Raw genomic sequence first — 18,214 nt, forward strand, 5'->3', positions numbered from 1 at the left:
TCAGCGTTCCAGGCTACCGAATATGGCGCAGCGGACGGGACTCGAACCCGCGACCCCCGGCGTGACAGGCCGGTATTCTAACCGACTGAACTACCGCTGCGCGTAACACGTGAAGCGAATGGTGGGTGATGACGGGATCGAACCGCCGACCCTCTGCTTGTAAGGCAGATGCTCTCCCAGCTGAGCTAATCACCCTTCGTTTCGGTGTGGGCGCATCATACACCAAAAAATCGTAATGTCTTGATTTAAATGCAATTTATTCAAAAAAAGTTTAGCGCACGATTTTTTGCCATATCCCGGACAGCAAAAAGCCCGCGATTAAGCGGGCTTTCTGTGGTGACCTGGCGTTCAGTGTTCCAGGCTACCGAATATGGCGCAGCGGACGGGACTCGAACCCGCGACCCCCGGCGTGACAGGCCGGTATTCTAACCGACTGAACTACCGCTGCGCGTAACACATGAAGCGAATGGTGGGTGATGACGGGATCGAACCGCCGACCCTCTGCTTGTAAGGCAGATGCTCTCCCAGCTGAGCTAATCACCCTTCGTCTCGGTGTGGCGCGCATTCTACGGAGCGACCTTATGTCTGGCAAGCACTTTCTTAAATCTTTTTTTTGAGGCCTTCCAATGGCTTAGGCAGGGTTGGCCTGGGGCGCTATCAAGAGAATAATGCCCCCCTTTGTATAGAGGAGAGACTCACCCCATGTGGTTCAAGAACCTGCTTATCTATCGCCTGACCCAAGATCTGCCTGTTGATGCCGAGGCGTTGGAAGCGGCCATGGCCACCAAACTGGCGCGCCCTTGTGCGAGCCAGGAGTTGACCACCTACGGTTTCGTCGCGCCTTTCGGTAAAGGCGAGGACGCTCCCCTGGTTCACGTCAGCGGTGACTTCCTGCTGATCGCCGCCCGCAAGGAAGAACGCATCCTGCCGGGCAGCGTGGTGCGTGACGCGCTGAAAGAGAAAGTCGAAGAGATCGAAGCCGAGCAAATGCGCAAGGTCTATAAAAAGGAACGCGACCAGATCAAGGATGAAATCATCCAGGCCTTCCTGCCCCGCGCCTTTATTCGTCGCTCGTCGACCTTTGCCGCCATCGCGCCGAAACAGGGCCTGATCCTGGTGAACTCGGCCAGCCCGAAACGCGCCGAAGACCTGCTCTCCACCCTGCGGGAAGTGATCGGCACCCTGCCGGTTCGCCCACTCACCGTGAAGACCGCGCCCACGGCCATCATGACCGACTGGGTCACCACCCAGAAACCGGCCGCTGACTTCTTCGTCCTCGACGAATGCGAACTGCGCGACACCCACGAAGACGGCGGCATTGTGCGTTGCAAGCGCCAGGACCTGACCGGCGAAGAAATCCAGTTGCACCTGACGACCGGCAAGGTCGTGACCCAGCTGTCCCTGGCCTGGCAGGACAAGCTGTCCTTCATGCTCGACGACAAGATGACCGTCAAGCGCCTGAAGTTCGAAGACCTGCTGCAAGACCAGGCGGAACAGGACGGTGGTGAAGAAGCCCTGGGTCAACTGGACGCCAGCTTCACGCTGATGATGCTGACCTTCGGTGACTTCCTGCCGGCGCTGATCGAAGCCCTTGGCGGCGAAGAAACCCCGCAAGGCATCTAAGCCGTGTGAAGATCAAATTGTGGGAGGGCCCCCTCCCACATTTGATCGCAGTTGCACTTCAAGCATCTAACAACAAGGACACCCCATGCGCGCACTCGCCGCCTTGAGCCGCTTCGTCGGCAATACCTTCGCCTACTGGGTGTTGATCTTCGCCGTCGTGGCTTTCCTCGAACCCAGCTGGTTCATCGGCCTGAAAAGCGCCATCGTCCCGCTGCTGGGCCTGGTGATGTTCGGCATGGGGCTGACCCTCAAACTTGAAGACTTCGCCGAAGTCGCTCGCCACCCGTGGCGCGTGGCCCTGGGTGTAGTCGCGCATTTCGTGATCATGCCGGGGGTGGCCTGGCTGCTGTGCCAGGCCTTTCGGCTGCCGCCGGAAATTGCCGTCGGCGTGATCCTGGTTGGTTGCTGCCCAAGCGGCACCTCGTCCAACGTGATGACCTGGCTGGCCCGTGGCGACCTGGCGCTGTCGGTGGCCATCGCTGCCGTCACCACCCTCCTCGCCCCGCTGCTCACCCCGGCGCTGATCTGGCTGTTGGCCTCGGCCTGGTTGCCGGTGTCGTTCATGGAGTTGTTCTGGTCGATCCTGCAAGTGGTGCTGCTGCCGATCGTGCTCGGCGTGGTCGCGCAACGCCTGCTCGGCGAGCGGGTCCGCCATGCAGTGGATGTGCTGCCCCTGGTGTCGGTGGTCAGCATTGTGATCATCGTCGCCGCGGTAGTGGCGGCCAGCCAGGCGAAAATTGCCGAATCGGGCCTGCTGATCATGGCCGTGGTGATGCTGCACAACAGCTTCGGCTATTTGCTGGGCTACTTCACCGGCCGCTTGTTCAAGTTGCCACTGGCCCAACGCAAGTCGTTGGCGCTGGAAGTGGGCATGCAGAACTCAGGGCTGGGCGCCGCGTTGGCCAGCGCGCACTTTTCGCCGTTGGCGGCAGTGCCCAGTGCGTTGTTCAGTGTCTGGCACAATATTTCCGGGGCGTTGCTGTCGACGTATTTCCGCCGCATGAGCGAGAAGGAAGACCGCCGCGTACTGGAGAACACGCCGCAAACTTGATCGCATGATCAATATTCGGCACTCTACCGGGCTTCGCGGGGACGACCTCGCGACGCTGTCGAGGCGCACAATCCGGGGACGACCCCGCCTATGGAAGCGAGGTCATCATGTCCTGGATCATTCTGTTTTTTGCCGGTCTGTTCGAAGTCGGCTGGGCCGTCGGCCTGAAGTACACCGACGGTTTCAGCAAGCCACTGCCCACGGCCCTGACGATTGCCGCCATGGCCATCAGCCTCGGCCTGCTGGGGCTGGCCATGAAGGAACTGCCTCTGGGCACCGCCTACGCCATCTGGACCGGCGTGGGCGCGGTGGGCACCGTGATTGCCGGGATTGTCCTGTTCGGGGAGTCCATGGCGTTGTTCCGATTAGCCAGCGTGGCGTTGATTATCTGCGGGCTTATTGGGCTTAAGATCAGCGCTTAGGCCGCTACCGCCATCGGGGGTAAGCCCCCGATGAGGCCGGTACATCCAGCACAGAACTACCTGACACTCCCCCGCAAAACACCCACCACCGCCTGCAACTGCGCAGGCGTAGCCGCCTCCACGGCAATCGGCTCACCCGCCACCAACACCACCCGCGACCAGATCCGATGAAAGAAGCCCTTGTGCGGATCGCGGCTGAAAAAACTCCCCCACAGCCCCTGCAACGCCATGGGAATCACCGGCACCGGTGTCTCCTCCAGAATGCGCGTCACCCCACCACGGAACTCATTCATCTCGCCATCCGCCGTCAATTTGCCTTCCGGGAAGATACACACCAACTCCCCGTCCTTCAGGTACTGGGCAATGCGCGTGAAGGCCTTTTCGTAGATCTGGATGTCTTCATTGCGCCCCGCAATCGGAATCGCCCCGGCGGTGCGGAAGATAAAGTTCAGCACCGGCAAACGGTAGATCTTGTAGTACATGACAAAGCGAATCGGACGACGCACCGCGCCACCGATCAACAACGCATCGACAAACGACACGTGATTGCACACCAGCAACGCCGCGCCTTCATCAGGGATAGCGTCAAGGTTGCGATGCTCAACGCGGTACATGGAGTGGCTGAGCAGCCAGATCATGAAGCGCATGGTGAACTCGGGGACGATCTTGAAGATGTAGGCGTTGACCGCGATGTTGAGCAGCGACACCACCAGGAACAACTCCGGGATCGACAGCTTGGCCACGCTCAGCAGCAGGATCGACACGATCGCCGACACCACCATGAACAGCGCATTGAGAATGTTGTTGGCGGCGATCACCCGCGCCCGCTCGTTCTCAGCGGTACGCGACTGGATCAGCGCGTACAGCGGCACGATATAGAAGCCGCCGAACACCCCCAGGCCAAGGATATCGAACAACACCCACCAGGCCTGGCCGTAGCTGAGCACCGCGAGCCAATCGTTGGCCTGGACGTTCTGCGGGAAGCCACCGGAATGCCACCAGAGCAGCAGGCCGAACACCGTCAGGCCGAACGAGCCAAACGGCACCAGGCCGATTTCCACCTTACGCCCGGAGAGTTTTTCGCAGAGCATCGAGCCCAGGGCGATGCCCACCGAGAACACCGTGAGGATCAGGGTGACCACGGTTTCATCGCCGTACAACCATTCCTTGGCGTAGGCCGGGATCTGCGTCAGGTAGATCGCGCCGACAAACCAGAACCACGAGTTACCGACAATCGAGCGCGACACCGCCGGCGTCTGCCCCAGGCCCATGCGCAGCGTGGCCCAGGACTGGGTAAAGATATTCCAATCCAGGAGCAGTTGCGGCGTGGATGCCGCCGCCCGTGGAATGCTGCGGCTGGCCAGATAACCCAGCACCGCCACGCCGACAATCGCCACCGCCACGATCGGCGCGTAATGGGTGGACGACATCATGATCCCGGCGCCAATGGTGCCGGCCAGGATGGCCAGGAACGTGCCCATCTCCACCAGGCCATTGCCACCTACCAGCTCATCTTCGTGCAGGGCCTGGGGCATGATCGAGTACTTCACCGGACCGAACAGCGCCGAGTGGGTACCCATGGCAAACAACGCCAGCAGCATCAATTCCAAATGGTTGAACAGGAAGCCTGTGGCACCGACGGCCATGATCACGATCTCGCCGATCTTGATCGCACGGATCAACGCATCCTTGTTGAATTTTTCGCCAAACTGCCCGGCCAGCGCCGAAAACAGGAAGAACGGCAGGATAAACAGCAAGGCGCACAGGTTGACCCAAATGCTGCGGTCACCGTCGATGGTGAGCTTGTAGAGAATCGCCAGGATCAGCGATTGCTTGAAGATGTTGTCGTTGAAAGCTCCCAGCAACTGGGTGATGAAAAACGGCAGGAAGCGCCGTGTGCGCAGCAAGGTGAATTGTGAGGGGTGGCTCATCGTCCGTGTTCCTGCGTGGCCTAATAGTTATCAGGCCACGACTTTACCTAACTCCGCTTACTTATTCCCTAGTCCTGCAATGCACGGCGAAACAAAAAGCTCGCCTTTATAGGCGCCCTGCACGGTGCGCTTGGCCACAACCAGCCACATCAGCGCCAACGCCGCCACCAGCAGGCTGCCGAAGGCGCTGAAGAAGCCCAGGTGCAGCAGGCTCGCCAGCTTCAGCGTGGCCAGGGCGTACACCCCCAACGGGAAGGTAAAGCCCCACCAACCGAGGTTGAACGGAATACCGCCGCGCAGGTAACGCAGGGTGATCAATACCGCGATCAGCATCCACCACAAGCCGAAGCCCCACAGGGTGATGCCTGCGACCAGGCCGAGCCCATTGGCTATTTCACCCACGCCGGGCAAGCCATTGGCGGCAAAGATCGCCGGAGCATCGCCGCCCAGCAACAACATGCCCAGGGCACCGGTACCGATCGGGCCCAGCGCCAGCCAGCTCGACGCCGCCATATTGGCGTGGGGCAGTTTGTGCAGGGCCATGCGCAACATCAGGATGGTCAGGATGCTGAACGCCACCGGCAGGGAAAACGCCCACAACACGTAGCTGGTCACCAGCATCACCAGTTGCGAATGAGCGTCCGCCAGGTGCGGCGCGAGCAAGCCGCCGCTGGCTGCAGCGACTTCGGCCGCCACCACCGGCAGCAACCAGACGGCAGTCATCTGATCGATGCTGTGTTCCTGGCGGGTGAACATCATGAAGGGAATCAGCACACCGCAGGCCAGGGCCATCGCCACATCCAGCCACCACAGGGCTTCGGCCAACGCAATCACATCGGCGCCCCAACGCGGCAGGCCAAACAGCAGCAAGCCATTGAGAATGGTCGCCAGGCCCATGGGGATCGTGCCGAAGAACATCGAGACCGTGGAGTGCCCGAAAATCCGCCGTGCCTCGTGGAAAAACATCACCCAGCGCGCCGTATACAAGGCACTGAACAGAATGAACAGGCCAATGGTGAACCACCACAGTGCTTCGGCAATGGCCTGCACACCTGGCAGGTTGACCGGCCATTGCGCCAGGGCCAGCGCCAGCACGCCGGTGCCCATGGTCGCGGCGAACCAGTTGGGGGTAAATTGGCGAATCACTTCCCGAGGCCGGGTCAGGTGACTGAAGGGTTTGTAGCTGATGGTCGTCGAGCAGGTCATAATGGCAATCCTCTTCCTCGCATGAGGTTGAGGCCATGGTAGAACCTGATCGAATATCTATATAACGGGTAATATCTCTAACTGTTATCTACTTTGCAGATATGCAGGCCGCCTTGGATTTTGCCGAGTCCTGCAGCAGCAAGGCGACCAACGCCCCGAGGGCCAGCAGGATCAGTACAGCGCCGTAACCGTCGGTGGTGGCGATCAGGCCAAAGCGGCGAATCAGGTTGCCCGCCAGCAGCGAAGGCAAGCAAAACGCCAAGTAACTCAGCACATAGAATGCCGACATCAAGCCTGCCCGTTCATGGGGCAAGGCCAGTGGCACCACACTGCGCAATGCGCCGAGAAAGCCGGCGCCAAAGCCGCTGCCGGCGATCAACGTGGCGATAAAAAACAGCGGCAGGCTGGCGCTGTGCACCGCCGTAAGGATCAGCGCCACCCCCACCGCCAGCAGCGTCGCGCCCAGGCGCAGCACCTTGCTGGCCGGGCGATTGCGCAGGGTGAAGATCATCAGCGCACCGCTCAACGTCAGCACCGCCACCAGGCCGCCACCGATAAGGTTCGATATAGAGCCTGTCGCCGCCCGTACCAGCGACGGCGCCAGAGACAAGTAAAAGCCCCCCATCGCCCACACCGCCACGTCCACCGGCAAAGACAGCCACAACGCCCGACGCGCCTGGGGCGGCACATGCAGCGTGGGGCGCAGCGAGGCCAGTGCACCGGGAATGCGATCAACGGTTTCCGGCAGGCGCCACACATACAGCGCCTGCATCAGCATCAGCGCCAGCAGCGTCCAGTAGATCAACTGCGTCGGCAGTGGCGCGAACTCCGCCAGCACGCTGCTGCCCATCGCACCGCACGCCATGCCCAGCAGAGGTGCCACGCTGTTGACCAGCGGGCCTTGCTGGCGGTCGGTGTCGAGCAAGGCCGCGCCCAGCACCGCCGTGGCCATGCCGGTGGCAAACCCTTGTACGGTACGCGCGGCGATCAGCCAGGCCACGCTGTCTTCATTGATAAACAACAGCATCGCCAGCATATTCAGGACCAACGCCGTAAAAATCACGGGCCTGCGTCCCAGGTGGTCCGACAGCGAGCCCACGGTCAACAGCGCCGCCAACAGGCTCAAGGCGTACACGCCAAAGATCAGCGTGAGCGTGCCCGCCGAAAAATGCAGGCCCTCCTGGTACAGGTGATACAACGGAGTCGGCGCACTGGAAGCGGCAAGAAACGTCAGCAACGTGACCGCGAGGAACACCAGGCTGGAACGATGAGAAGTGAGGCTGGACATGGGCACGCTCCGCTAAAGCTAATATTTTGCTTTTGCGGAGTGTGCTACCCGCCGGCGCTTAAAGCAAATTCTTTGTGTTAAGGTCACACGCATGGCGATAAAAGAAGGCCTCCGCCCGGGGGGCCGCAGTGCCCGGGTACAGGAATCGGTCCACTCGGCCGTGCGTGAATTGCTCGAAACCCATGAGCGCTCCAGTGTCACGGTGCCGATGATTGCGGCGCGCGCAGGCGTAACGCCCTCGACTATCTACCGGCGCTGGGGCGACCTCTCGGTGCTGCTTGCGGATGTGGCCCTTGCGCGTATGCGCCCCGACAGCGAGCCCGCCAACACCGGCAGCCTGCGTGGCGACCTGCGGGCGTGGGCCGAGCAATACCTGGATGAGATGAGTTCGGAGCCGGGCCGCAACATGATGCGCGACCTGCAATGCAGGGGGACGCCGGGCTACTGCGTGAGCATCTTGAGTGGGCAGCTCCAGGCGATTGTCGACCGTTATCCGCACCAGGCGCCACCGAGCGTGGACCACTTGATCAATCTGCTGGCAGCGCCGACGGTGTTTCGTATTCTGTTCTCAAGCACACCGCTGACGGTTGAAGAACTGCACGCGCTGATCGAGCTGGCACTGAAAGCCTGAAGACCTGACACAAAAACCAAATGTGGGAGGGGGCTTGCTCCCGATAGCGGTATGTCAGTCAGCTTATCTGTAGCTGACACATCGCAATCGGGAGCAAGCCCCCTCCCACATTTTTTGACCGCGTCTTATCAGGTACGCATCCCGCGCCCGCTCACCAGCAGCTTCGCACAACCGATATACAACACCACCGTCGCCACCAGCATGAAGGTGATCGCCACGCTGATCTTGATATCCGACACGCCCAGGATGCCGTAGCGGAAGGCGTTGACCATGTGCAGCACCGGGTTGGCCAGCGACACGGTCTGCCAGAACGGCGGCAGCAAGGTGATGGAGTAGAACACCCCGCCCAGGTAGGTCAGCGGCGTCAGCACGAAAGTCGGGATGATCGAGATGTCATCGAAGTTGCGTGCAAACACGGCGTTGATAAACCCCAGCAGCGAGAAGATCGTCGCCGTCAGCACCACCACCAGAATGGTGACGCCGAGGTGATGCACCTGCAGGTGGGTGAAGAACAGCGACAGCAGCGTCACGATCACGCCCACCATCAAGCCGCGCAGTACGCCACCCAAGGTGTAGCCGATCAGGATGGTGTGGGGCGACACCGGCGAGACCATCAGCTCTTCGATGGAGCGCTGGAACTTGCTGCCGAAGAAACTGGAGACCACGTTGCCATAGGAATTGGTGATCACCGACATCATGATCAGGCCCGGCACGATGTACTCCATATAGGTGAAACCACCCATGTCGCCGATCTGCCGGCCAATCAGGTTACCGAAGATCACGAAGTACAACACCATGGTGATCGCCGGCGGCAGCAGGGTCTGCGGCCAGATCCGGGTAAAGCGCTTCACTTCGCGGTAGACGATGGTCTGCAGTGCGACGAGGTTGGGTTGCAGCTCAGAACTCATACCGCCACCTTCGTCAGATTTTTCTCCACCAGGGACACGAACAACTCCTCAAGGCGATTGGTTTTATTACGCAGGCTCAGCACGTCGATGTTCTGCGCCGCCAACTGGGTGAACAACGCAGTGATGCCCATGGCTTTATCCACCTGGACTTCCAGGGTATGGCTGTCCACCAGGCGGCTGGGGTAGCCGAGCAGTTGCGGCGGTGCCGACAGGTTGTTCTTCAGGTCGAGCAGGAAGGTTTCCACATGCAGCTGGCCCAGCAGGTTACGCATGCTGGTGTTCTCGACGATGGTGCCGTGGTCGATGATGCCGATGTTGCGGCACAGCTGCTCAGCCTCCTCCAGGTAATGGGTGGTGAGGATGATGGTGATGCCCTTCTCGTTCAGCTCGGTGAGGAAGGTCCACATCGAACGGCGCAGTTCGATATCCACGCCGGCGGTGGGCTCATCGAGGATCAACAGGCGCGGTTCATGCACCAGTGCACGGGCGATCATCAGGCGACGCTTCATGCCACCGGACAGCGAACGGGACGGCACGTCGCGCTTGTCCCACAGGCCCAACTGGGTCAGGTATTGCTCGGCGCGCTCCTTGGCAACTTTCGCCGGGATGCCGTAGTAACCAGCCTGGGTCACGACAATGTCGAAGGTCTTTTCAAACTGGTTGAAGTTGAATTCCTGGGGCACCACGCCGATGGAACGCTTGAGCGCCGCCGGGGATTTGTCCAGGTCATGGCCGAAGATATTCACCGTGCCGCTGGTCTTGTTGACCAGGGTGGAGAGGATACCGATGGTGGTGGATTTGCCGGCGCCGTTGGGGCCGAGCAAGGCGAAGAAGTCACCTTCGGCAACGTCCAGATCGATACCACTCAGGGCCTGGAAACCGTTGCCGTAGGTTTTGGTTAGCTGCCGGATGGACAGAGCGGAACTCATATCGGAATACGCACCAAAGAAGGGAATAGAAAGAGTAGATGAGGGCGCAGCGCACGTAGTTCAACGGCGGCGCATGACAGGCATGGTGCTTGCCCGCGCCGCACAAGTACAGTCACCTGTATTAATAGTCAGTATTAAGTCAACGCGGTCATGACCGCCTTGCGGTAGGCCGGGCGCTGTTGCAGGCGCTGGTACCAGGCCTCCAGATGGGGCATCGCAGGGCGTTCGATGGGCATCTCGAACCAGGCGTAGATAAAGCAGCCCAGGGGAATATCACCTACGCCGAAGGTCTCGCCCGACAGGTAAGGCTGCTCGGCCAATGCGTTGTCAACGGTGCTCAGTGCATCGATACAGGCCTGACGCCCGGCGTTGATGCTGTCCCAGTTCTGCTTCTGCGCCGGGGTACGCACGATGCCCCAGAACACGGCCTTGAACGGCTCGGCGAGGGTCGAGGTGGTCCAGTCCATCCATTTCTCGGCGCTGGCACGCGCCTGCAGGTCGTTCGGGTACAACCCCGACGCGTGTTTGGCGCAGAGGTAGCGCACGATGGTGTTGGATTCCCACAGCACAAAGTCGCCATCCTCGATCATCGGCACCCGGCCATTCGGGTTCAATGCCCGGTATTGCGGCGTGTCCACCACGCCAAAAGCCCCGCCCGCATCAATTGCCTCATAGTCCAGGCCGAGTTCCTCGGCGCACCACAGTGCTTTCCTGACGTTTGATGAATTTTTACGACCCCAGATCTTCAGCATGACCGCGCCTTTTTGTTGATGAACATGGCTGGATGAACGCAGCAGCATACGCCGGTTCACCCGCGTCTCAAATCGCTCTGCATGCCGCCCAGCAAGGTCGGCATCTGTTCGGCAAACAGGTGCGGGTAACATTTCTCCAGATGGGCGAAGAAGAAATCCTCGGGCACATCGGGAAACTGCCCATGGTCCACCACGTACTCCATCGAGCGTTGCCCCTGGCGGTTGAATGCATGGAACACGCTGTCGTTGATCCCGTCGAAATCCAGCGGTGGTACGTCGAACACCTCACACAGTTGGCGGTTGAACGCCGGCGTCGCCTTGACCCAGCGGCCGTCCAGATAAAACTCGGTGTAGCCATGCATGGCGAACACATCGCTTTTGAGCAACGCGATCAGGCGCGGTGTCGACAGATGATTGCGCACATCCGCAAGACCGATGCGCGCCGGGATGCCGCAGTGGCGGGCGCAGGCGGCGAGCAAAGTGGCCTTGGGCACGCAATAGCTTTCGCCGGCGGCCAGGGCAAAGCTGGCGCTGAGGCTGCCGGGGTCGCGGCTGAAGGTGTAGGGGTTGTAGCGAATCGCATCACGCACGGCGTAATAGAGACTGACCGCCTGGTCACGTAAATTCGCGCTGGCGCCGCGGTGTTTTTCGGCGAACTCCACCACCGCAGGGTGGTCACTATCGATGAAGCGGCTGGGACTCAGGTACGTATCCATGAGCTTGATCTCCGAAGGAAGCCTGGAGTTTAACGACAGGTCCGCCACGGAGATAACGACGATTCGGCCAAATGTCGGCGCCTGATGCCAGGTGTTCCCAGTACAACTTGTAACACCCTGATCACCCGCTTGTTCGGATGCCGACTAAGCTCCCTGGTGGTTTCGCCCCTGGTTTCACGGAGGATTGAATATGCTGTTGTTGTGGATACTGGTTCTGGTGGTCGGCATTGCCTACCTGGCACATCGCCGCGTCGCCCCCCTGCCCGCCCTGGGCGTGGTCGCCGTTTACCTGCTGGCGATGGGCGCCTGGAGCCATGCACCGGGTTGGCTGCTGCTGATTTTCTGGGTATTGATCGCAGTGGTGGCCGCGCCCTTGCTGCTGCCGGACCTGCGCCGCCAATACTTCTCCAAGCCGCTGTTCAGCTGGTTCCAGAAAGTCTTGCCGCCGATGTCCGAGACCGAGCGCGACGCCATCGACGCCGGCACCGTGTGGTGGGACGGCGAACTGTTCAGCGGTCGTCCCGACTGGGACAAATTGCTGGCCTACCCCAAGGTCCAACTAACCGAGGAAGAACAGGCCTTTATCGACGGCCCCACCGAAGAACTCTGCGCCATGGTCAGCGACTGGGAAATCGGCCAGGCCATGGACCTGCCGCCGGCCGCGTGGGAGCACATCAAGACCCACGGTTTCTTCGCCCTGATCATTCCCAAGGAATATGGCGGCAAGGGCTTCTCCGCTTATGCCCACTCCCAGGTCGCGATGAAACTCGCCACCCGCAGCGGCGACCTGGCCTCCACCGTGATGGTGCCCAACTCCCTCGGCCCGGCCGAATTGCTGTTGCATTACGGCACCGACGAACAACGCAACCACTACCTGCCGCGCCTGGCGCGTGGCGATGACATCCCCTGCTTCGCCCTCACCGGCCCGCTGGCCGGCTCCGATGCCGGGGCGATGCCGGACACGGGGGTGATCTGCAAAGGCGAATGGGAAGGCAAGGAAACCCTCGGCCTGCGCCTGAACTGGGAAAAACGCTACATCACCCTCGGCCCGGTCGCGACCCTGCTGGGCCTGGCCTTCAAGGCCCACGATCCAGACCACCTGCTGGGTGAAGAAGAAGACCTGGGTATCAGCCTCGCACTGATCCCTACCGACACCCCCGGTGTGGAAATCGGCCGTCGCCACCTGCCCCTCGGCGCCGCGTTCATGAACGGCCCCAACTCCGGCAAGGACGTGTTCATCCCCCTGGAATACCTCATCGGCGGCCAGGAAATGCTCGGCAAAGGCTGGATGATGCTGATGAACTGCCTGTCGGTCGGCCGTTCGATCTCCCTGCCCGCCGTGGGCACCGGCGCCGCCAAGTTCACCAGCCTGGTCACCGGCCAGTACGCCCAGGTGCGCGAGCAGTTCAACGTACCGCTGTCAGCCTTCGAAGGTATCCAGGAAGCCCTGGCGCGCATCGGCGGCAACGCCTGGCTGATGGACAGCGCACGCATGCTCACCGCCAATGCCGTGGACCTTGGGGAAAAACCCTCGGTGCTGTCGGCGATCCTCAAGTACCACCTGACCGAACGCGGCCGTGAGTGCATCAGCCACGCCATGGACGTACACGGCGGCAAGGGCATCATCATGGGCCCGAACAACTACCTGGGCCGCAGCTGGCAGGGCGCGCCGATCTTCATCACCGTGGAAGGCGCGAATATCCTCTCGCGCAACCTGATGATCTTCGGCCAGGGTGCCATCCGCTGCCATCCGTTCGTGCTCAAGGAAATGGCGCTGGCCGGTCGTGAGGACCACGATCAGGCGCTGAAGGAGTTCGACGGGCTGCTGATGCAACACATTGGTTTTGCCGTGAGCAATGCCGCCAGCACCCTGGTGCTGAACCTCGGCGTGGGGCACTTCGAGAAAGCCCCGGGCAACCGTTTGAGCCAGGGTTATTTCCGCGCATTGAACCGCCAGGCTGCCGCGTTCGCGCTGCTGGCAGACCTGAGCATGATGCTGCTGGGTGGCGAGTTGAAACGCCGCGAACGCCTGTCGGCACGCCTCGGTGACGTGCTGAGCCATATGTACCTGGCGTCGGCGGCACTCAAGCGTTACCACGACCTGGATTCGCCGGATCACCTGGAACCGCTGTTCGCCTGGGCCATGGAAGAAAGCCTCGGCGAGTCCGAGCGTGCGTTGGATGAGCTGCTGAGCAACTTCCCGAATAAAGTGCTGGGCTGCCTGCTGCGGGTGATTGTGTTCCCGTTCGGGCGTCGCCATACCGGCCCGTCCGATGCGCTGGATGCCGAAGTGGCTGCGGTGATTGGCCGCGCCAAAGGCGATCCGACCCTGGAAGAATTGCTGGCTGGCTGCTACCGCCCGCAATCGGCAGAAGATCCCGTGGGCGCGCTGCAACACGCCTACGATCTATTGGGTGCCAGCCATCCATTGCAGAAAAAGCTGCACACCGCGCTCAAAAGCGGCCAGGTCAAACCGACTGCCGGCGAGCATGCTATCGACGCCGCGCTGCATGCCGGTGTGCTGCAACCGGCGGAAGCGCAAACCTTGCGTGACGCCGAAGCAGCACGGCGCAAGGTGATCGACGTGGATGATTTCAGCAAGGAAGAGCTGGTACACGCTGAAGGTAAAGTCCGCTGAGTCCGGCGGTCATATAAAAACGGGCGCGAGAGGCATATACTCTCGCGCCCGTTTTTGCTTTAGAGGACTTATCTCGTGTCCAACGTCGTTGCCGATCATCTCGTCTTGCTCGACCACCTGCGCAGCATCCTGGTTGCCGTCGGCGAAGCCGAACAGGTGCCCGAGGAAAGCCACACCCTGTTCCTGGAGCGCTTCGACGAACTGCGCGCCCTGCTGCCGATCGACCCGATCGAAAGCCAGTACCTGGGCCAGGACCTGATGAGCCAGGTCATCCTGCGCTACCCGCAGATCGCCCACCTGGTCCCCCGCGACCTGCTGTGGTTCTTCGGCGGCGATTGCCTGCACTTCATGCCCGACGAAGAACTGGACCTGTACCAGGCCCTGGAAGAGCGTCGCTTTGAAGCCGAACAAAACGACGAACCCTTCGACTGGAACCAGGAAAAGCAACTGCTGGCCATGCCGCAGGACCAAAGCAAACACTGATTTTTCCAGGCACCACAGAACTGTATGTGGGAGGGAGCAAGCCCGTCTCCCACATTTTCGGCCACGCGCCTATCGACGGCGCAATGTCGGCTCCCTCGCCATGCACTCCACCAGATAATCGATAAACACCCGCAGCTTCGGCGGAAGGTAACGCGTGGGCGAATGCAACAACCACGCCTCGCCATGGTAGGACGCAATAAAGTCCCACCCGGGCAGCACCTGTACCAAGCACCCCTCCTCCAACGCATGACGCGCGGTGAAATACGGCAAGCTGCCAATTCCCACATGCTGCAACACCGCATCCAGCCGAACGCCGGTGTGATTCGCCGCATAACGTCCACGCACGCCGACCGTCACCGCCTTACCGCCCTGGCGGAATTTCCAGCGCGAGTCACCCGGTGTTTCCCCCAGGTAGATACAACTGTGCTCCAGCAAATCATGGGGATGACTCGGCGTGCCATGCTCGGCCAGGTACTGCGGTGTCGCGCACAGCAAGTGCTCGATGGGCAATAGCTGTCGCCCGACCAGCCCCGGTGGCGGACTGTCGGTGATGCGAATGCTCAGGTCGACATTGTCGTCGATCAGGTCTACATGCCGGTCTTCAAGAATCAGTTGCACATCCACCCTGGGATAGCGCCGCAGGAACTCCGGCATATGCGGATGCACCACAAACCGCCCGACCGCCTTCGGCACACTGACCCGCACCAGGCCCTCGGCCTCGTGGGTGAACTGGCCGCTGATTTCCATCACTGAGCGCGCCGCGCTGACCATTTCCTGGCAGCGCTTGAAGACCTCCTCACCGGCTTCACTCAGGCGCAATTTGCGTGTGGTGCGTTGCAACAAGCGGGTAGCCAGGGCCTTTTCCAGGCGCGAGATGCTACGGCTCACCGCCGACGGCGAAACGCTCAACTGCCGCGCCGCTTCGGAGAAGCTGCCGGTCTCCACTACCTTGACGAAAATCGCCATTTCGCCCAGCAGCGGCAAAGGAAGATTGATGCTCATGACGCACAGGTCCATTGATATTTGAGCGGATTATCACCTATCCAGGCACTATTTATACTCCCCGCAGAACCCTGATGCGGATGTAGAAAATGACCGAGCGCCTGTTTTTCACCCATGACCACCTGACCGCCGAGCTTGAAGTACTCAGTTGCACCCCCTGCGAGGGCCAGTTTGCGGTCGTTTTGCAATCGACGATTTTCCATCCCCAAGGCGGCGGCCAGCCGTTCGATACCGGCTGGCTGGGCGACAGCCAGGTGCTGCGAGTCACCCAGGAAACCGATCGCGTGGTGCACTATGTCAACCAACCGGTGGAACCGGGCCCCATCACCGCGCGGGTCGACGAACCACGCCGCGCCCTGCACACCCGCCTGCACTCCGCCGGGCATTTGATCGGCAACGCCGGCGAAACCCTGGGTTGGATGCCGATCAAGGCGCACCACTGGCCAGGTGAAGGCAAGATCACTTTTATCCGTGGCGAAACCGCGCAAGCCATGGACGCCGAGATCATTCAACAGCAGATCAACCAATGGATCGCCGCCGACTATCCGCGCCATATGGCCCTGGACGACGGCACCCGCGAAGTGGGCTTCGGTGATCTGCCCACCTACGCTTGCGGCGGTACCCATGTGCAAACGCTGAGCGAGTTGGGTCAGGTAACGATCCTGGCGCTTTCGGAGAAAAAGGGCGCGTTGTCGGTGCGTTACAGCCTGGACTAAGGCATAGGGTCGAGGGTGCTATCGAGTTTTTAGATAAGCCTCTCAGTGGTCTCCCGGGCACACCTGGGCAGTGGTAGTGTGTCGAAATATTTCTGACATGTTGATCAGGAATCCCCTATTTCCCTTTGCAAAGGAATGCCCCTGACCATGCATTTTCGACTCAAGCAATTGGCGGCTGCCACCCTGTTCGCGGCCGGCCTTTCGGTGATGACCACACCTGCCTTTGCCAACATCACCCCAGAGCAAAGCACGGCGATTCTGAAGAGCTTCAGCGAAACGTCGGTCACGGATTTCCGTGGTTTCCTCGGCACCCTGGCCAAAGGCGACCTGGGCAAGGCCGACGACGTAGGCCCGGCGATCGGTGCCTTCCTCGATAACAAAACCCTGAGTGCCGACCAGCAGAACGAGATCCACCGCCTGCTGGGTATTTACACCCGAGTGAAATACGGCAAGGCCGCCTTAGCTACCCTGCGCGAACTGGTAGAAATCCCGACCTTCAATGTGGACGGCGTGCCGCAGTACAAAAATCCGGAATTCATCCGGATTGCCGACAAGATCCAGGCCTTGGCCAAGACCTTCAACCTGAACTTCCGTAACGTCGACAACCGCGTGTACGAGATCTCCCTGGAAGGCAGCGGCGACGAAGTGGTGGGCATCCACGCTCACGCCGACGTGGTGCCGGTGACGCCGGAGAACTGGGTGTTGAAAGACGGCACCAGGCTCGACCCGTTCAAGGTCACGCTGATCGGCGACCGCATGTATGGCCGGGGCACCGAGGATGACAAAAATGGCATCGTGGTGGCGATGTACGCCATGAAGGTGATCAAGGAAGAGAAGTTGCCGCTGGCGCGCAATTTCAAGCTGCTGGTGGACACCACCGAAGAAACCTCCGGCGACGCGATCCCCTATTACTTCGAACGCAACCCGACGCCGCAGTACAACCTGGCGCTGGATGGCGGCTACCCGGTGGTGATTGCCGAAAAAGGTTATGGCACTGTCATGGCCACCTTCCCGCGCCGCAAAGGGGAAGGCAAAGGCGCGGAAATCATCGCGATGACCGGCGGCATGGCCACCAACCAGATTCCCTCGGCCTCGGTTGCCACGTTGATCAGCGACACGCCTGCCGAACTGGCCGCCAGCCTGCAAAAAGCCGGCGCGGAGTATGCCAAACGCAACGGCGGTGATTTCGAAGTGACAGCCAAGGTGGTTGGCAAAGAGGTCAAGCTGACAGTGACCGGGGTTTCCGCGCACTCCTCCGAGCCGCAATCCGGTATCAACCCGGTGTCGCGCATGCTGGAACTGATCCACAGCGTCGACGGCACGATCGCCCTCAAGCACAACCACATCACCGACGCGGCCCGTTATGCCTCGGACAACTGGGGCCTGGATTATCTGGGCGGCAAATTGGGCGTGGGTTTCTCCGATGATTTCATGGGGCCGCTGACCACCTCGCTGACCTTTGTCGGCCTGGATGACAAAGCCTTCAAGCTGGCGGTGAACCTGCGTGTACCAAAGGGCAAATCGCCGGAGAAACTGAAAGCCGAGATTTCCGACAAGTTGAGCGCCTGGGACAAGCAAACCAAGGTCAACGTGGACTTCACCTACTCGGTCGCCGAACCGATGTACCGCAACCCGGAAGGTGAGTGGGTGAAGGCCTTGTTGGCCGTGGCCAGCGAAAACCTCGGTATGGAGCACAAATTCGGCACCTCAGCCGGTGCGACGTCCGTGCATGAACTGCCCAATGGCGTGCAATTCGGCCTGGCGCGGCCGGAAGTGAAATACACCGGGCACACCGACAATGAGTTCAAGACGGTCGACCAGTTCTTGCTGGATCTGCAGATCGTCACCGAAATGATGGGGCGTGTCGGACAGTTGCCGAAGCTCTGACAGCGATTGAAGTGTGCGAAAAAACGCCGAT

16 protein-coding genes and 4 tRNA genes are annotated in these 18,214 nt (G+C 60.7%); 8 read left to right on the top strand and 12 right to left on the bottom strand.

Annotated features, from left to right (window positions below; translation table 11 throughout):
• Positions 1-23 precede the first annotated feature (23 nt).
• The 4 genes from BB029_RS15700 to BB029_RS15715 all read right to left on the bottom strand — a co-directional run bounded on the left by BB029_RS15700 (position 24) and on the right by BB029_RS15715 (position 543).
• A tRNA-Asp gene (locus BB029_RS15700) sits at positions 24-100 on the bottom strand.
• A gap of 19 nt (positions 101-119) precedes the next feature.
• Positions 120-195 (bottom strand) — tRNA-Val (locus BB029_RS15705).
• Positions 196-371: 176 nt separating this feature from the next.
• Positions 372-448, bottom strand: a tRNA-Asp gene (locus BB029_RS15710).
• 19 nt (positions 449-467) lie between these two features.
• A tRNA-Val gene (locus tag BB029_RS15715) sits at positions 468-543 on the bottom strand.
• A gap of 159 nt (positions 544-702) precedes the next feature.
• Between BB029_RS15715 and rdgC the strand changes: the two genes are divergently transcribed.
• The 3 genes from rdgC to sugE all read left to right on the top strand — a co-directional run bounded on the left by rdgC (position 703) and on the right by sugE (position 3,096).
• Positions 703-1,623: a recombination-associated protein RdgC gene (rdgC, locus tag BB029_RS15720; protein WP_065939896.1), complete on the top strand. Its 921-nt coding sequence runs from the start codon at positions 703-705 to the stop codon at positions 1,621-1,623.
• A gap of 85 nt (positions 1,624-1,708) precedes the next feature.
• Positions 1,709-2,674 (top strand): bile acid:sodium symporter family protein, encoded by a 966-nt coding sequence (locus BB029_RS15725; RefSeq protein WP_065939897.1) that lies wholly within the window; start codon positions 1,709-1,711, stop codon positions 2,672-2,674.
• Between the two features lie 107 nt (positions 2,675-2,781).
• Entirely contained in the window at positions 2,782-3,096 is a 315-nt protein-coding gene (sugE, locus tag BB029_RS15730) for a quaternary ammonium compound efflux SMR transporter SugE (RefSeq protein ID WP_065939898.1), read from the top strand.
• Between the two features lie 56 nt (positions 3,097-3,152).
• Here sugE and BB029_RS15735 read toward each other — a convergent pair whose 3' ends face one another.
• The 3 genes from BB029_RS15735 to BB029_RS15745 form a co-directional block, all read right to left on the bottom strand.
• A complete protein-coding gene (locus tag BB029_RS15735) occupies positions 3,153-5,027 on the bottom strand; it encodes an MFS transporter (protein ID WP_065939899.1) in 1,875 nt (624 codons plus the stop codon).
• A gap of 57 nt (positions 5,028-5,084) precedes the next feature.
• Positions 5,085-6,233, bottom strand: a complete 1,149-nt coding sequence (locus BB029_RS15740) for a TDT family transporter (protein ID WP_065939900.1) — start codon at positions 6,231-6,233, stop codon at positions 5,085-5,087.
• A gap of 88 nt (positions 6,234-6,321) precedes the next feature.
• Positions 6,322-7,521 carry an MFS transporter gene (locus BB029_RS15745; RefSeq protein WP_065939901.1) on the bottom strand — a complete coding sequence of 400 codons (1,200 nt, stop codon included), beginning with the start codon at positions 7,519-7,521 and terminating at the stop codon, positions 6,322-6,324.
• A gap of 91 nt (positions 7,522-7,612) precedes the next feature.
• Between BB029_RS15745 and BB029_RS15750 the strand changes: the two genes are divergently transcribed.
• Positions 7,613-8,152: a TetR/AcrR family transcriptional regulator gene (locus BB029_RS15750; protein WP_065939902.1), complete on the top strand. Its 540-nt coding sequence runs from the start codon at positions 7,613-7,615 to the stop codon at positions 8,150-8,152.
• A gap of 128 nt (positions 8,153-8,280) precedes the next feature.
• Here the strand turns inward: BB029_RS15750 and BB029_RS15755 are convergent, their stop codons facing one another.
• From BB029_RS15755 to BB029_RS15770, 4 genes are all read right to left on the bottom strand, one after another.
• Complete coding sequence (locus tag BB029_RS15755; protein ID WP_012723134.1) at positions 8,281-9,060, bottom strand: ABC transporter permease; 780 nt, start codon at positions 9,058-9,060, stop codon at positions 8,281-8,283.
• Positions 9,057-9,989 carry an ABC transporter ATP-binding protein gene (locus tag BB029_RS15760; RefSeq protein ID WP_027607098.1) on the bottom strand — a complete coding sequence of 311 codons (933 nt, stop codon included), beginning with the start codon at positions 9,987-9,989 and terminating at the stop codon, positions 9,057-9,059. The genes BB029_RS15755 and BB029_RS15760 overlap by 4 nt, the downstream gene beginning before the upstream one ends.
• Positions 9,990-10,123: 134 nt before the next feature.
• Positions 10,124-10,741, bottom strand: a complete 618-nt coding sequence (locus BB029_RS15765) for a glutathione S-transferase family protein (RefSeq protein WP_065939993.1) — start codon at positions 10,739-10,741, stop codon at positions 10,124-10,126.
• A gap of 56 nt (positions 10,742-10,797) precedes the next feature.
• Positions 10,798-11,457 (bottom strand): transglutaminase family protein, encoded by a 660-nt coding sequence (locus BB029_RS15770; RefSeq protein ID WP_065939903.1) that lies wholly within the window; start codon positions 11,455-11,457, stop codon positions 10,798-10,800.
• Positions 11,458-11,647: 190 nt separating this feature from the next.
• Between BB029_RS15770 and BB029_RS15775 the strand changes: the two genes are divergently transcribed.
• Together BB029_RS15775 and BB029_RS15780 are read left to right on the top strand one after the other, a co-directional pair.
• The gene (locus tag BB029_RS15775; protein WP_065939904.1) at positions 11,648-14,095 is read left to right on the top strand and encodes an acyl-CoA dehydrogenase; all 2,448 of its coding nucleotides are present in this window, start codon (positions 11,648-11,650) and stop codon (positions 14,093-14,095) included.
• Between the two features lie 75 nt (positions 14,096-14,170).
• Positions 14,171-14,578, top strand: a complete 408-nt coding sequence (locus BB029_RS15780) for a PA2817 family protein (RefSeq protein ID WP_010567536.1) — start codon at positions 14,171-14,173, stop codon at positions 14,576-14,578.
• Between the two features lie 69 nt (positions 14,579-14,647).
• Here BB029_RS15780 and BB029_RS15785 read toward each other — a convergent pair whose 3' ends face one another.
• Entirely contained in the window at positions 14,648-15,580 is a 933-nt protein-coding gene (locus tag BB029_RS15785) for a LysR family transcriptional regulator (RefSeq protein ID WP_065939994.1), read from the bottom strand.
• Between the two features lie 89 nt (positions 15,581-15,669).
• On the opposite strand from BB029_RS15785, the gene BB029_RS15790 reads away from it, so the two are divergent.
• Together BB029_RS15790 and BB029_RS15795 are read left to right on the top strand one after the other, a co-directional pair.
• On the top strand, positions 15,670-16,296 hold the full coding sequence (locus tag BB029_RS15790) for a hypothetical protein (RefSeq protein WP_065939905.1): 627 nt from the start codon (positions 15,670-15,672) through the stop codon (positions 16,294-16,296).
• Positions 16,297-16,443: 147 nt separating this feature from the next.
• Positions 16,444-18,183, top strand: a complete 1,740-nt coding sequence (locus tag BB029_RS15795) for a dipeptidase (RefSeq protein ID WP_065939995.1) — start codon at positions 16,444-16,446, stop codon at positions 18,181-18,183.
• Positions 18,184-18,214 lie beyond the last annotated feature (31 nt).

Source organism: Pseudomonas sp. S3E12, assembly GCF_001702295.1.
Lineage (GTDB): Bacteria > Pseudomonadota > Gammaproteobacteria > Pseudomonadales > Pseudomonadaceae > Aquipseudomonas > Aquipseudomonas marginalis.

What these genes read in the sequence shown, in the direction of transcription:
- BB029_RS15750 (WP_065939902.1), top strand. Translation starts at nt 7,613, where the DNA reads ATGGCGATAAAAGAAGGCCTCCGCCCGGGGGGCCGCAGTGCCCGGGTA.
- BB029_RS15735 (WP_065939899.1), bottom strand. Translation starts at nt 5,027, where the DNA reads ATGAGCCACCCCTCACAATTCACCTTGCTGCGCACACGGCGCTTCCTG.
- sugE (WP_065939898.1), top strand. Translation starts at nt 2,782, where the DNA reads ATGTCCTGGATCATTCTGTTTTTTGCCGGTCTGTTCGAAGTCGGCTGG.
- BB029_RS15725 (WP_065939897.1), top strand. Translation starts at nt 1,709, where the DNA reads ATGCGCGCACTCGCCGCCTTGAGCCGCTTCGTCGGCAATACCTTCGCC.
- BB029_RS15795 (WP_065939995.1), top strand. Translation starts at nt 16,444, where the DNA reads ATGCATTTTCGACTCAAGCAATTGGCGGCTGCCACCCTGTTCGCGGCC.
- BB029_RS15745 (WP_065939901.1), bottom strand. Translation starts at nt 7,521, where the DNA reads ATGTCCAGCCTCACTTCTCATCGTTCCAGCCTGGTGTTCCTCGCGGTC.
- BB029_RS15740 (WP_065939900.1), bottom strand. Translation starts at nt 6,233, where the DNA reads ATGACCTGCTCGACGACCATCAGCTACAAACCCTTCAGTCACCTGACC.
- BB029_RS15770 (WP_065939903.1), bottom strand. Translation starts at nt 11,457, where the DNA reads ATGGATACGTACCTGAGTCCCAGCCGCTTCATCGATAGTGACCACCCT.
- BB029_RS15785 (WP_065939994.1), bottom strand. Translation starts at nt 15,580, where the DNA reads ATGAGCATCAATCTTCCTTTGCCGCTGCTGGGCGAAATGGCGATTTTC.
- BB029_RS15760 (WP_027607098.1), bottom strand. Translation starts at nt 9,989, where the DNA reads ATGAGTTCCGCTCTGTCCATCCGGCAGCTAACCAAAACCTACGGCAAC.
- BB029_RS15775 (WP_065939904.1), top strand. Translation starts at nt 11,648, where the DNA reads ATGCTGTTGTTGTGGATACTGGTTCTGGTGGTCGGCATTGCCTACCTG.
- BB029_RS15755 (WP_012723134.1), bottom strand. Translation starts at nt 9,060, where the DNA reads ATGAGTTCTGAGCTGCAACCCAACCTCGTCGCACTGCAGACCATCGTC.
- rdgC (WP_065939896.1), top strand. Translation starts at nt 703, where the DNA reads ATGTGGTTCAAGAACCTGCTTATCTATCGCCTGACCCAAGATCTGCCT.
- BB029_RS15790 (WP_065939905.1), top strand. Translation starts at nt 15,670, where the DNA reads ATGACCGAGCGCCTGTTTTTCACCCATGACCACCTGACCGCCGAGCTT.
- BB029_RS15765 (WP_065939993.1), bottom strand. Translation starts at nt 10,741, where the DNA reads ATGCTGAAGATCTGGGGTCGTAAAAATTCATCAAACGTCAGGAAAGCA.